Annotated in this window: 11 protein-coding genes; 6 read left to right on the top strand and 5 right to left on the bottom strand. The window is 57.3% G+C overall.

The annotated features are described in order from the left end of the window. The first annotated feature begins 34 nt into the window (after positions 1–34). Positions 35–1,216 carry an MFS transporter gene (locus ACTHO6_RS17075; protein ID WP_440242961.1) on the top strand — a complete coding sequence of 394 codons (1,182 nt, stop codon included), beginning with the start codon at positions 35–37 and terminating at the stop codon, positions 1,214–1,216. A 33-nt stretch (positions 1,217–1,249) separates the two neighbouring features. Here the strand turns inward: ACTHO6_RS17075 and ACTHO6_RS17070 are convergent, their stop codons facing one another. After that, positions 1,250–2,203: a helix-turn-helix transcriptional regulator gene (locus ACTHO6_RS17070; protein ID WP_440242960.1), complete on the bottom strand. Its 954-nt coding sequence runs from the start codon at positions 2,201–2,203 to the stop codon at positions 1,250–1,252. A 187-nt stretch (positions 2,204–2,390) separates the two neighbouring features. On the opposite strand from ACTHO6_RS17070, the gene ACTHO6_RS17065 reads away from it, so the two are divergent. Beyond that, on the top strand, positions 2,391–3,263 hold the full coding sequence (locus ACTHO6_RS17065) for an SDR family oxidoreductase (protein ID WP_440242959.1): 873 nt from the start codon (positions 2,391–2,393) through the stop codon (positions 3,261–3,263). Here the strand turns inward: ACTHO6_RS17065 and ACTHO6_RS17060 are convergent. The 4 genes from ACTHO6_RS17060 to ACTHO6_RS17045 are packed head-to-tail and all read right to left on the bottom strand — an operon-like array spanning position 3,166 to position 8,581. Then, the gene (locus ACTHO6_RS17060; RefSeq protein WP_440242958.1) at positions 3,166–4,635 is read right to left on the bottom strand and encodes a benzoate/H(+) symporter BenE family transporter; all 1,470 of its coding nucleotides are present in this window, start codon (positions 4,633–4,635) and stop codon (positions 3,166–3,168) included. The genes ACTHO6_RS17065 and ACTHO6_RS17060 overlap by 98 nt on opposite strands. A gap of 45 nt (positions 4,636–4,680) precedes the next feature. Then, on the bottom strand, positions 4,681–6,141 hold the full coding sequence (locus ACTHO6_RS17055) for a sigma-54-dependent transcriptional regulator (RefSeq protein ID WP_440242957.1): 1,461 nt from the start codon (positions 6,139–6,141) through the stop codon (positions 4,681–4,683). Beyond that, positions 6,110–7,423 (bottom strand): sensor histidine kinase, encoded by a 1,314-nt coding sequence (locus ACTHO6_RS17050; protein WP_440242956.1) that lies wholly within the window; start codon positions 7,421–7,423, stop codon positions 6,110–6,112. Before ACTHO6_RS17050 ends, ACTHO6_RS17055 begins: the two co-directional genes overlap by 32 nt. A 9-nt stretch (positions 7,424–7,432) precedes the next feature. Then, positions 7,433–8,581 carry an iron-containing alcohol dehydrogenase gene (locus tag ACTHO6_RS17045; RefSeq protein ID WP_440242955.1) on the bottom strand — a complete coding sequence of 383 codons (1,149 nt, stop codon included), beginning with the start codon at positions 8,579–8,581 and terminating at the stop codon, positions 7,433–7,435. A gap of 276 nt (positions 8,582–8,857) precedes the next feature. Here ACTHO6_RS17045 and adhP point away from each other — a divergent pair, with 276 nt between their 5' ends. The 4 genes from adhP (at position 8,858) to ACTHO6_RS17025 (ending at position 12,714) form a co-directional block, all read left to right on the top strand. Next, on the top strand, positions 8,858–9,871 hold the full coding sequence (adhP, locus tag ACTHO6_RS17040) for an alcohol dehydrogenase AdhP (RefSeq protein ID WP_440242954.1): 1,014 nt from the start codon (positions 8,858–8,860) through the stop codon (positions 9,869–9,871). 171 nt (positions 9,872–10,042) lie between these two features. Continuing rightward, positions 10,043–10,834, top strand: coding sequence for a VOC family protein (locus tag ACTHO6_RS17035; RefSeq protein ID WP_440242953.1), 792 nt, complete (start codon positions 10,043–10,045; stop codon positions 10,832–10,834). A gap of 193 nt (positions 10,835–11,027) precedes the next feature. After that, a complete protein-coding gene (locus ACTHO6_RS17030) occupies positions 11,028–11,342 on the top strand; it encodes a hypothetical protein (protein ID WP_440242952.1) in 315 nt (104 codons plus the stop codon). Positions 11,343–11,943: 601 nt separating this feature from the next. Then, the gene (locus ACTHO6_RS17025) at positions 11,944–12,714 is read left to right on the top strand and encodes a 3-hydroxyacyl-CoA dehydrogenase (RefSeq protein WP_440242951.1); all 771 of its coding nucleotides are present in this window, start codon (positions 11,944–11,946) and stop codon (positions 12,712–12,714) included. Positions 12,715–12,803 lie beyond the last annotated feature (89 nt).

The following is a 12,803-nucleotide window of genomic DNA, read 5'->3' as shown; positions in this document are numbered from 1 at the left end:
GTGAACGCAAACGAGAAGAAAGCAGGGAATCAGAATGTCAGCACCTTACAAAAAAGTGTTTTGGGCAGCCGGCTTTGGCTGGATGTTCGACGCGATGGATGTTGCCCTTTTATCTTTTATTATGGTAGCACTCCGGCAAGAATGGGGACTGTCTCCGGAAGAAGCCGGTCTCTTGGGAACAGGCAACCTCGTTGGCATGGCGATCGGGGCGATGGTAGGCGGCTACATGGCCGATCGGATCGGACGCAAGCCAGTCTTTCTCTTCACGCTTTTGCTGTTTGGCGCGGCCAGCTTCGCCAGCGCTTTTGCCACCGGCTTTTTGACCATGCTGCTGTTTCGATTTTTGATGGGCCTGGGTCTCGGGGCAGAGCTGCCGGTTGCCTCCACGCTGGTCAACGAGTTCGCTCCCCCGGAAAGACGCGGAAGTACCGTCGTGCTGCTGGAAAGCTTTTGGGCTGTCGGCTGGATTGCGGCAGCGGTGATCTCGTACTTCATCATCCCGGACTACGGCTGGAGAGTCGCGGTTATCATCGGAGCCTTGCCGATTGTGTACGCATGGTACGCGCGGCGGGCCATTCCCGAGTCGCCGAAGTTTCAGCAGCGTGCCGAGCGGGTGCCGCTGCGAAAGCTGCTGTCCTCGCACAAGCGGGAAACAATTGCGTTGTGGGCGGTCTGGTTCGCCATTGCCTTTTCCTACTACGGCATGTTCTTGTGGATGCCGTCTGTACTGGTGGACAAAGGCTTTACGATGGTGAAAAGTTTTCAGTACGTCCTCATCATGACGCTGGCGCAGCTGCCCGGTTATTTTGTCGCAGCGTATCTCGTGGAAAACTGGGGCCGCAAAAAGACGCTGGCAAGCTTCTTGTTCATGACCGCCGTCATGGCGTTCGCCTTCGGACAAAGCGGCGGGACGACCGAACTGCTGGTCACAGGCGCGTTGCTGTCGTTTTTCAATCTTGGCGCTTGGGGCGCTTTGTACGCCTACACGCCGGAAAACTACCCGACGCCGCTGCGGGCGACAGGCTCTGGCGTCGCTTCCGGCATCGGGCGAGTGGGCAGTATCATCGCACCTTATCTCGTCGGCTATTTTTCGTCCTTGCACTACGGCTACCTGTTCATTTTCAGCGTGTTTACCATCGTGCTGTTCGCCGGGACAACCGTCCTGCTTGTGTATGGAAAAGAAACGAGGTCGTCTGACACCGCGAGCGTCAGCTAAGCGGCAAGGCAGTCAGCCGAACAGCCAGCCGGATCATCCCCCATACAGTCGCAAAATCCCGGCCGCATTCGCTACGACTTCTGCTCGAAGCTCGTCTGGTTGCAGCACTTCGACCGCCGGGCCGTATCCAAGCACCAGCGCGCAAGCAGAATCCAACGTATGAAATTCCACCTCGGCCTCCACCCAATTGCTGTTGTCCACAGATTGGATGGAGGCTATTTTGGCATAGCGCTCCTGTTTCAGCCGGGAGAGCGCCTCTGCGCGGACGCGAAGGAGAGCCGGATAGCGCGGGAGGCTTGCCTGGAACTGTCTCGTCGATTCTTCCCAGTAGCTGGCGAGGTCAAAGTCTGCGGGCCGCTCAAAAGACTCCTCCAGCACGCGCGCCTCCGTGAACCGGGAGATTCGGTACGTGCGTTTGTCCGCATCGACCTGCGCCACCAAATACCAGACGCTTCGCTTGGCAACCAGCCCGAGCGGATGCACGATCCGCTCGACAAGCGCGTCCTCTCGCTGATAGCGGACCCAGAGCTTGCGGGCGAGCCAGACGGCGTCCTGGATGGTGGCGAGCAGCGGGAACGACTCGTCTGACTCGTGCCAGCCGGCTCCGTCGATATGCAGACGCTGCCGCACGTGCCAGGCGTCCTGTTGAACGCTTTCCGGCAGGGCGGACAGTAGCTTGCGAAAAGCTTGCTCGTACTCGTCCCGAAGCCCCAGGTCGTGTAAAAGGGCAGAGGGAGAGGACAGCAAGAGCGATTGCAGTTCATCTGTTTTCAACCCGGTCAAATTGCTGCGGTAGCCTTCCGCCAAAGCCCAGCCGCCAGCGGAGCCGCGTTCGGCATAGACGGGCACGCCTGCTGCGCTCAAGGCTTCCATGTCCCGATGGATCGTCCGCTCGGACACCTCCAGCTTTTCCGCCAGTTGCCTGGCTGTCATCCGGCCGTGATTTTGCAGGTGCAGCAAGATCGAGAGTAGTCGGTCGGCGCGCATGATAATCCCTCCTCAGCACATGATCGTTTGTTCTGTCTTTTTATTTTACTGTACCCAATATGACAAATGGTGTCATATTGGCAACGCTATACTTGGTTCATGCGGTCGACCGATCGCCTTCGTGCAGCGAAACCGGCCGTGCCGGGAGCTGTACAGGGGGCGAAACCAAAGGGGAGGAATCATTACGATGAAAACATTGCAAGGAAAAGTGGCAGTAGTCGCAGGGGGAACGAGAGGGGCCGGACGGGGAATTGCCATCGGCCTGGGGGAAGCGGGCGCAACCGTCTATGTAACGGGACGCAGTGTGAGAGGCCAGCAGTCTGACTTGGGCCGACCCGAGACGATTGAAGAGACAGCCGAGCTGGTGACGGCCAGCGGCGGAGTCGGTATTCCGGTTCGAGTGGATCATTCGCAGGAAGACGAAGTGAAAGCGCTGTTCGAGCGGATAAAAGCAGAGCAAAACGGCCAACTCGACATTTTGGTGAACGACATCTGGGGTGGAGAGAAGTTGACGGTCTGGGGAAAAACGTTTTGGGAGCATTCCTTGGCAGACGGCTTGCTGATGCAGCAGCGCGCCATCCACACGCATATGATTACGAGCTACTATGCCGCACCGCTCATGGTGGAGCGGAAAAAAGGGCTCATCATCGAGATCACGGACGGCGTCGATTATCGGTATCGGCAACATTTGTACTACAGCCTGGCCAAAATTTCCACGATCCATCTGGCCCAGGCGATGGCAGAGGACCTGCGTCCGTATGGCGTGACCGCTCTTGCGCTGACCCCCGGGTTCTTGCGTTCAGAGGAGATGCTCGACCATTTTGGCGTGACGGAAGAGACGTGGCGCGAGGCGGTCAAGAAAGACCCGCATTTCATCGTGTCGGAAACGCCGCTGTACATCGGACGGGCAGTCGCGGCGCTCGCCGCTGATCCTGCCATCGCCGAAAAGTCGGGACAGGCGTTCAGCACCTGGCAGCTTTCGGAGGAATACCCGTTTGTCGACCGGGACGGCAGCCGTCCGCATTGGGGAAATTACGCGCGCGAGCAAGGGCTGTCGTAACCGTAGCGCCCATCACAAACAGCGTTTCTTTTGCCCACTCACGCGACGAAGCGACAACAGCAAAAAGCGGGTCCTCTTCAAGAGAGACCCGCTTTTTTGGTGCTTTCTTGCCACCCGACTGTCCGGCGGCTAACGGTCGCACGTCCTTTTTCCGCACGAACCAGTTGCGGACGTTTCCATTCAGGATCAGATTCGTAATCACTCCCGCAATCAGCCCCCAAAAGGCGACGCCGATCCCGCCGATGGAGATGCCGGATATCGTGACGAGGAAGGTGACGAGAGCGCATTCCCGTTCCTTGCTGTTGCTCATTGCCTGGGCGAGGCTTGCGCTGAGTGAAGCGAACAGGGCCAGGCCCGCGATGACGGCGACCAGCTCCTTCGGCAGCCCGAAAAAGACCGAAGTGATGGTAGCGCCAAACATCCCGAACACGAGGTAAAAGGCACCGCAGGCAATGCCCGCGATATAGCGCTTGGACGGGTCCTGGTGCGCTTCCTTTCCCGTGCAGATGGCAGCGGTAATCGCGGCGAGATTGATCCCGTGCGAGCCAAAAGGTGCGAGCAAAAGCGAGGCGATTCCGGTCGTGGCCACGAGCGGGCTTGCCGGAGTGTCGTAGCCGTCCGCCTTCAATACGCCGATTCCCGGCGCGTTCTGCGAGGCCATCGTGACGATGCACAGCGGAATTCCCAGACCGACAATCGCATCGAGCGAGAAGGTAGGCATCGTCCAGACGGGATTGACCAGCGTCATCTGCACGGAATCGAGTTGCAGGCGTCCCATCCCGAAGGCGACGGCCAGTCCGACGAGGAGCGTGAGCACGACCGCGTAGCGCGGGAGCCAGCGCTTGGCGAACAGGTAGCAAAAAATCATCGGCAACGCCAGGGCAGGCAAGTGCTGCATCGAGACGAACACCTCGACGCCGAAGGACAACAGAATTCCGGCGAGCATCGCGGTCGTGATCGACTGCGGCACGTAGTTCATCAGGACGGAAAACAAGCCGGAGACGCCAAGCAGGGTGATGACGGCGGCGGAAAACAGGTACGCCCCGATTGCGTCGCTGTACGGGTAGGCGGTCAGGCTCGATACGAGCAGGACAGCACCAGGCGTCGACCACGCGGTGATGACGGGCGTTTTAAACCAGATGCTCAACAGGATCGCTGTCAGGCCGCTGCCGATGGAGATGGCCCATATCCAGGAGGACAGCTCGGCTTCGCTGAGGCCCGCGCCTTGCGCTGCCTGAAAGACGATCAGAAGCGGCCCCGCATACGACACCATGGTTGCGATCAGACCGACGATAACGGCCGAGAGAGAAGCATCAGCCGGAATGTTTTTGAGAGTGGACATCAACCCATACTGCTGTTTTTGGGGGTTCACAACGCTTTGCCTCCTAACAGGGGATTCGCACAAGTCGGCGAGGCATTACCCCTTTTCATTGAGAATGTAGCGGATCGTCCGCTTGGTGATATTGAGTTTCTTGCTCAATAGCTGCCTGTCTCCGTTTGTCTCGCGCAGTCCCTTTTCGATGATCGCCCGACCGACTTCGCCTTCCAGGAGCTTGATTCTTTTTTGCAAGTAGTCGAAGTCGACGGCTTCGACGGATTGGATGTGGCGGGTGAGCGATTCTACAAAGCGCGCGCATTCGCGCTCGATTGCCTGCTCGATGCTGCGGGACTGCGGCTGGTCTGCTGGCGGCTGTTGTCCGTGCTGATTTGGCTGCGCCGCTCGTTCCCGCAGCTGGGCGGGCAGATGCTCCGCGCGCAGTCGCTCGCACTCGTGCAGAGCGAGGGTCTGGTTGAGTACGTTTATCAGCTGTCGGACGTTGCCCGGCCAGTCGTAGCGCTGCAAAAGCTCCAGGGCGTCCGCCTCGATCTCGCACGGGGTGCCGCTGCGCTTTTGCAAATAGGCGCGGGCGATGACCGGGATATCGCAAGTCCGCTCGCGCAGGGGAGGAATCGCCAGCTTGATCCCTTCCAGCCGATACAACAAGTCGCTGCGAAAACGGTTCATCTCGACTTCCTGCTCCAGGTTGCGGTTGGTGGCCGAGATGAAGCGGATGTTGCTTTGGCCGACCTGCTCGCCTCCAACCCGCATGAATTCGCCCGTTTCCAGCGTGCGGAGCAGCTTGACCTGAATCGAGAGAGGGGCTTCGCCGATCTCATCGAGAAACAGCGTGCCGTTGTGCGCCAACTCAAACAAGCCTTTTCGCGATCGGATCGCCCCGGTAAACGCGCCTTTTTCAAAGCCGAACAGCTCGCTTTCCAAAAGCGACTCCGGGACGGCGCCGCAGTTGAAGGCGATGAACGGCTGCTGGGCGCGGTTGCTCGTACCGTGGAGAAAACGGGCCAACAGCTCCTTGCCTGTGCCTGTTTCTCCTTCGATCAGGACGTGAATGGCTTTTTTGGCCAATTTTTTGGCGATGGCCGTCACCTGGGCCATCGGACTTTCTGCTGCATACACGATACCATATTGCGCGGCCTCTTGGGATCGGTCATCTTTTTGCTTCGCTTCGGCAGACAGGACCGAATCGATAACCTGCTCCAGGCTGTCCAGGTCGTCAAACGGTTTTTCCAGGTAATCCTTGGCGCCCCACTGCATCGCGGTGACCGCCGATTTGATCGTGCTGTAGCCTGTCATAATCAGCACCTCGCACGCGGGATGGGCCGCCTTGATCTCGCGCAAAAGCTCCAGGCCGTCGGCGTCCGGCAGCTTCAAATCGACGAGGGCGGCATGAAAGCGCTGGGAGGCGTCATGCAGCAGCCGTTTGACCTCCTTGCCCGTATTGGCCACGACGACCTCGCACGGTTTGCGCTGGAGAAAATAAGTGAAAAAGGTGGTCACTTCCGTCTCGTCATCGACAAGCAAAATCCGTTTCCGCTCCATGGGTGTCCTCCTCTCGTTCCAGCAGGGGTAACAGCAGCGTAAACTTGCTGTAGCGATTCTCTTCGCTTTCCGCAAACAGTCTGCCGCCGTGCGCTTCCGCGATGCCGAGACTGACGGATAAGCCCAGTCCGGTTCCTTTTGTCCGTTCCTTCGTGGAAAAGAACGGTTGGAAAATGTGCGACAGCCGGTCTTCGGGGATGCCTGTGCCGTTGTCGTACACGGACAAGCCCGCGTAGCGGACGCCAGCTTCTTCGGCGAGAAACGAGCGAATGACAATCTGCGGGTCGTCTCTCTCGGCGAGCGCGTCTCTGGCGTTCAAGAGCAGATTGATGACGATTTGCTCGATTTGATGGCGGCTTCCGTAAAACAGCAGGCTCGGCACGTTCATTTCCCGGGTTATCGTCAGGCCGGAGACAGACAGCTGATAGCCGATCAGCCCGAGCACATCTTCCACGACCTCGTCGATGGAGACAGTCTCAAACAAATACTCCTCCTGCCGGGAAAACGTCAGCAAGTTTTGGATGATCTTTTTGCAGCGCACCCCGCACTGGTAAATGTCCCGCATGAGCGGAGCCTCGGGGCCATCCGCCATTTCCCGCAGGAGCAGCTGGGAATTGCCGAGGATCGCGGTCAGCGGGCTGTTCAGTTCGTGGGCGATTCCGGCGGCCATTTCCCCGATTGCGGCCATCTTCGCGGATTGGATCAGTTGGGCTTCGATCTTGATTTTTTCGTTCACGTCCTGGAACAAGAGGCTGTTTTCCACGACGACGCCCACGTGTCTGGCGACCAGCTCGATCAGCTCGGCCTCTTCCTTGTCCGCCTGGCGCTTTTCCTGGTGCAGCAGGGTCAAATAGCCGAACGTCCGGTTCAGCTGGCTGCGGAGCGGAACGGACGTGGGAAAATGCTGCGGCAGCACCTCTGCGAGCTTCTGGTGGACCTGCTCGATAAACTGCGCCGGGTCTGCCGCGGCGGGATGGGTCAAGGTGCGGCTTTGCCAGTCGGAGTCGGCCCAGACGCACAAGTAGGAAGCAGGCATGTCGCCTTTTCCAATCGTCAGCGCAAAATGCTGGAAGGCGAGAATTTGCGACAGCTGCGCGGCGAGATAGCTGCTGGTTTGCGGCCAGCTGGCGTTGATCTGGATTTGCGTCAGCTCGTTGATGACGGCGAGCTGGCGGTTTTTCTTTTTCATTTCTTCCACGAGATAGACAAGCTCGCTGTAGTAGCTTTTGCGCGACGACGATATTCCGGTGAGCTTTTCCAATATCTCCTGTTTGTTTTGCATGGCGGCCTCCTATAATGCCTGGCGAAAAAGGGCAGCGACGTCCTGGACGCTCATGTCGCGCGGGTTGGTGGTCATGCACACGTCGAGCAGGGCGAGCGAGCTTACAAGCTCGATCTGTTCCGGTTGCAGTCCGATGGCAGACAGCGAGTGGGGGACGTCGAGGTCGTTTGCCAGGTCCTTCACCGCTTTCAGCGCGAGGCGGGAAGCGTCATGGGTGCTCAGGCCCGCGGTGTTTTCGCCCAGGCATTCAGCGATTTGCCTGTATTTTTCCGGGGCGGCAATGTAGTTGTATTCGAGTACGTGAGGCAAAAGGATCGCATTCAGTTCCCCGTGCGGCGCGTCGAGAATGCCGCCCAGCTGATGGGACATGGCGTGAACGGCTCCGAGGATGGCGTTGGAAAAAGCGATGCCCGCCTGCAAGCTCGCCATGGCCATCGCCTGCTTGGCAGCGGCGTTGTACTGGCTGGCGGCAGATGGCCGCAAATGCTGGGCGATCAGCCGCATCGCCTGCAACGAGTGCACCTCGGTAAGCGGTGTCGCGGCGAGCGAAATATACGATTCAATGGCATGCGTCAGGACGTCCATGCCTGTATTGGCGGTGAGCTGTCGGTCTTTGGTCATCAAGGTCTGCGGGTCGATGATGGCGATATCGGGAATGAGCGATTTGGAGACGATCGTCATTTTTACTTTTCGCTTGCTGTCGACAATAATGGAAAACTGCGATACTTCCGAGCCGGAGCCGGCGGTGGTCGGCACCATGACCATAGGCGGGAGCGGATGCAGGATGCGATCGACGCCTTCGTACTGCACGATGCTGCCCTCGTTGGTGGCAAGCAGGGCGATGGCTTTGGCCGCATCCATGGCGCTGCCGCCGCCAACGCCGAGAATCGCATTGCACTCGCCCGCGCGGTAGGCGGCGATTCCGGCGTGAATCTCGTAATCTTTCGGATTGGCGGTCACGTTTGTCCACAGATGGTAATCGAGGTGTTGCTGCTGCAAGTAGTGGATGATCCGCTCGACCCAGCCTGCCTCCACGACTCCGGGATCGCTGACGAGAAAGACACGGGAGGCTCCCAATCTGCGAAGGCTTTCGCCGACCTGACCGATGGACTGGTTGCCGAAGATGATCTCCGGTGTCATGAACTTGAAGATTTGCATGCGTTTTCCCCCTTTTTCCCGCTATGTAGTAATACCGCAGACAGGAGAGAATCCCCTTTTTTGGCCAAAAGCTTGGCCGATGGGCCGAATGTTTGGCTGACAGGGCCGAAAAAACGGCCAATCAGATCGCAAATGTGTGCTGGCGATCGGCAAAAACCGCGAAAGGTAAAGCGCTTACAACTTGGCACGCTGCTTGCAACAAATAAAGGGGCGTAAGGCGGATCACCGCCGAACAAAGGCTACATATACCCAGGGGGAAAGAGGAGGATGGTCCAGATGAAAGCAGCAGTAGTCAACGAGTTCCATCAAAAGCTGGAAGTGAAGGAAGTAGCGGTCCCGGAGGTCGGCTACGGCGAGGTTTTGGTGAAGATCAAGACGTGCGGCGTCTGCCATACTGACCTGCATGCGGCGCACGGGGACTGGCCCGTCAAACCAAAGCTGCCGCTGATCCCGGGACACGAAGGGGTAGGCGTGGTGGAAAAGCTCGGCGAAGGCGTCACGTCGCTCAAGCTGGGCGATCGCGTAGGGATTCCGTGGCTGTTTTCGGCGTGCGGCGAATGCGACTATTGCCTCACAGGCTGGGAGACACTGTGCCAAAAGCAGCTCAACGGCGGCTACTCCGCAGATGGAGCTTACGCAGAGTATTGCGTGGCCCCGGCCGCTTATGTGGCGCGTATCCCGGATGAGCTGGGCGATGTAGAGGCAGCGCCGATTTTGTGCGCAGGCGTCACGACTTACAAGGCGCTGAAGGTCGCGAACGTGAAGCCGGGCGAATGGGTCGCGATTTACGGCATCGGCGGGCTGGGCCACGTAGCGTTGCAATATGCAAAGGCGATGGGCTACAACGTCGTCGCGGTCGATATTCACCAGGAAAAACTGGACTTGGCAAAAGATCTAGGAGCAGACCTGACCATAAACGGCAGCGAGGTTGATCCTGTGCAGGCGATTCAGGAGCAGATCGGCGGCGTACACGGCGCGATCAGCGTGGCGGTGACGAAAAAAGCGTTTGAGCAAGCGTACAAGTCCGTTCGCCGCGGCGGTTCGCTCGTCGTAGTCGGCTTGCCGAATGCCGAGCTGCCCATCCCGATTTTCGATACGGTGCTCAACGGCGTAACCGTCAAAGGCTCCATCGTCGGAACGCGCAAAGACATGCAGGAAGCGCTCGACTTCGCGGCGCGCGGCAAAGTCCGCGCCATCATCGAGACGCAGCCGCTGGACAAGATCAACGAAGTGCTGGAGCGTCTGGAAAAAGGTCAAATCAATGGCCGCGTCGTTTTGACGATGGAATGAAATCGTTGCCTAGCGGGAAGAGGGAGCTGCTGCTCGCCAGTCGTTTTCATGGACTGGCGGGCAGCCGTTTTTTTATCTCGCCCTGCTTTGTTGATCGGAACCGATCAGTGAGTATGGTAAAATATAGTAGTTGCAAATCTGAATCATGGAGCGAAAGAAAGGGGAGACAGTATGATTACACATTTTGCAGAATTGAAATTGCAGACGGTTTCTTTGCAACGCGTTGAACAAGTATATGCCGACCGGCTTGGCATCCCCGTTTTAACAAAAACGGATCAGCAAATCACGTTTGCACTAACCCCGCATGTTTCCTTATCGTTTGAAGAAGGGAGAGCGCCGATTTCGCCAGCTCATTTTGCTTTTCAGGTACCCTATTCGAAATTTTACGAATCGGCCAAGAAGATTCGGGAATCTGGCTTGTTGGTAGCGAGATGGGAAGATGGTCATGAAATCGATGAAGAGGGGGAGCGGTTGAATCTATATTTTACGGATGGGGACGGAAATTTGCTTGAGATTATTGCCCATAAGTACGTCCAGGAAGATGTTCTCGTCCCGTGTACTCCCCTGCATATCTTGTATGTAAGAGAAGTGGGATGTCCAGTGGAAAGTGTGCCTGTATTCCGAGAATGGCTAAAATCCACGCTCCATATGAAAACAGTAAAGGATCAAGAGGTTGTGAATTTTGTCATTGGCGGAACGGCACATATTGTCGCGAACTGGTGCCATCGCCCATGGATTCCGATTGCGATGAAAGCTCTCCCGCCGAACATGCATATTTCGTTTGGAACGCCTGATCGCCAGTATGTACAAGAGCTGTCACATCGGTTAAAAGCGCACGATATCACGTATGATTTTCATGGAGATCGCCTTTCATTTGTCCACGAAGGATATTCTTTTTCCATCGTACATACACCCGCTTTTGATTCGGACATTCCCAGAAAATTAAACGTGCCGTGCAGTTGAATCAGGAAACGGAGAGTGATGGCGAAGCTGTGCCCGACTAGCATTCCCTGGGAGGGATGGGCTGGAGGAAATCTTATGGTAACAAAAAGGCTCTCGTGTAAGGGGATCTGACTTCTCTTTTGCAAAACATTCACTATAATAAGATATAATTAGTTATGTTTAGATATAGGGAGTGTGGAGGTGCAAAAAAGTCATGCAAACCGCACGAGAGCAAACGGAGAAGCTGTGGCTGGTCGCCAAGCGGATGGAACCGCATCTGGCTCGGAAACAGGCGCAGATGGACAAGCTGTTGAACATGCTGCTGGTGTACGGACTCGTCAGCCGTGGCGGCGAAAATGTCCAGAATGCCGCTCCGCTTCGGGAAGCCGAACAAGAGGACCGCGTCGATCAGTTGCAGCTCTCAGAGGAAGAACGGGAGCAGCTGTGGAACGAGCTGTGCAGCAGGGAAAGCTACGAAGCCAAAGTCGCGCAGGCCATCATCCGTATGAGTGACCAAATCAAATGGTAGTCCGATGCCATTGCCGTCTTCTCCAAGACTGGTACTGGCATTTTTTTTGCCTCGCTGATCCGGTCTATGCCGTAAATTTCGGGGCAGCAGTTGATGAAAGAATAGGCGAAGGGTACAATGTCTAAAAGGCGTTCGGGCAGGGGAGGGATTCTCAGGTCAATCACGATGCGTCTGTCGAACAGGTCCTGGCGAAACGGCTTGTTTTCCGCCCCTTGGACAAGTCCCGGTTCGTCGCGGACGAAAGAACGTGCCGCATCTGGCGGCTCCAGAAAAAATGGCTCGTGAATAATCGGATAATTCTGACGAGAACGGCACTTCCGAGGGGGCGGCACAGTCGGCGCCGGAAACGGCCCGGCTCGTGACGGCGCGAAGGCGCAAAGGCGCAAAGGCGCAAAGGCGCAAAGGCGCAAAGGCCATTTCAGTGTTTGTGAAGTGATTGCCATTTTTTTGCAGGTGATTCATAAAATACTATCTGATAGGCGAATGTTTCCCTTGGCGAAATGCTGCCTGTCCGCTTGGCGAGCAGAAGGACAGCGGGTTTTTCATGCAAGGAGCGCGGCCGATGTTGTGAATACCGATGGGATGGAAGGGGGAGAATGGCGTGGAAATTCGGGATGTGGTTGCCATTGTAACGGGTGGAGCTTCCGGGCTGGGAGAAGCCACGGTGAGGAATGTGGTTGAACACGGAGGAAAAGTAGCCATTCTTGATCTGGACCTCGAACGCGGGTACGCCCTCGCAAACGAGCTGGGACGTGAGCGAGCCTTGTTCGTACAGACCGACGTGACGAGCGAGGCGAGCGTTCGGGAGGCGGTTGATCGCGTAGCGGGTGCCTTTGGCACCATTCATGCCGCGATCAATTGCGCGGGCGTTGTCCTGGGACAAAAGACGCTGTCCAGAAAAGGCCCTCATTCGTTGGAGGCATTCAGCAAGGTCATCCAGGTAAATCTGATCGGCACGTTCAATGTCGTTCGCATGGCGGTCGAGCAGATGGCTGGCAATGAACCGGACAACACGGGCGAGCGCGGCATCATTATCAATACGGCTTCTGTCGCTGCATTTGACGGGCAAGTGGGGCAGGTGGCCTACAGCGCCTCCAAAGGGGGAATCGTCGGCATGACATTGCCGCTGGCAAGAGATCTGGCGCCTTACGGAATTCGGGTCATGACCATTGCTCCCGGTTTGTTTGATACGCCGATGTTTGACAAGCTGCCGCGCTCCGCAAAAGAAGCGCTGGGAGCGACGGTTCCTTTTCCGCCCCGCTTAGGTCAGCCTGGCGAATACGCCAAGCTGGTGAGCAGCATCATCACCAACCCGATGCTGAACGGAGAGACGATCCGGCTCGATGGGGCGCTTCGGATGCAGCCGAAATGAGCGAAGGAAGAAGGTCGCCCGTGCATTCGGTTTGTGCGTTGTCCGCTTGCTCGAAAAAGGGTGAGCAGCGGCATTGACCGAGAGAGAAA

The sequence above is a fragment of the Brevibacillus sp. SAFN-007a genome (genome assembly GCF_051967035.1).
Taxonomy (GTDB): domain Bacteria; phylum Bacillota; class Bacilli; order Brevibacillales; family Brevibacillaceae; genus Brevibacillus.
Note: the sequence above shows the minus strand (reverse complement) of the source record. Positions and strands in the feature narration are given on the sequence as shown.

What these genes read in the sequence shown, in the direction of transcription:
- ACTHO6_RS17045 (WP_440242955.1), bottom strand. Translation starts at nt 8,581, where the DNA reads ATGCAAATCTTCAAGTTCATGACACCGGAGATCATCTTCGGCAACCAG.
- adhP (WP_440242954.1), top strand. Translation starts at nt 8,858, where the DNA reads ATGAAAGCAGCAGTAGTCAACGAGTTCCATCAAAAGCTGGAAGTGAAG.
- ACTHO6_RS17075 (WP_440242961.1), top strand. Translation starts at nt 35, where the DNA reads ATGTCAGCACCTTACAAAAAAGTGTTTTGGGCAGCCGGCTTTGGCTGG.
- ACTHO6_RS17050 (WP_440242956.1), bottom strand. Translation starts at nt 7,423, where the DNA reads ATGCAAAACAAACAGGAGATATTGGAAAAGCTCACCGGAATATCGTCG.
- ACTHO6_RS17030 (WP_440242952.1), top strand. Translation starts at nt 11,028, where the DNA reads ATGCAAACCGCACGAGAGCAAACGGAGAAGCTGTGGCTGGTCGCCAAG.
- ACTHO6_RS17065 (WP_440242959.1), top strand. Translation starts at nt 2,391, where the DNA reads ATGAAAACATTGCAAGGAAAAGTGGCAGTAGTCGCAGGGGGAACGAGA.
- ACTHO6_RS17070 (WP_440242960.1), bottom strand. Translation starts at nt 2,203, where the DNA reads ATGCGCGCCGACCGACTACTCTCGATCTTGCTGCACCTGCAAAATCAC.
- ACTHO6_RS17055 (WP_440242957.1), bottom strand. Translation starts at nt 6,141, where the DNA reads ATGGAGCGGAAACGGATTTTGCTTGTCGATGACGAGACGGAAGTGACC.
- ACTHO6_RS17035 (WP_440242953.1), top strand. Translation starts at nt 10,043, where the DNA reads ATGATTACACATTTTGCAGAATTGAAATTGCAGACGGTTTCTTTGCAA.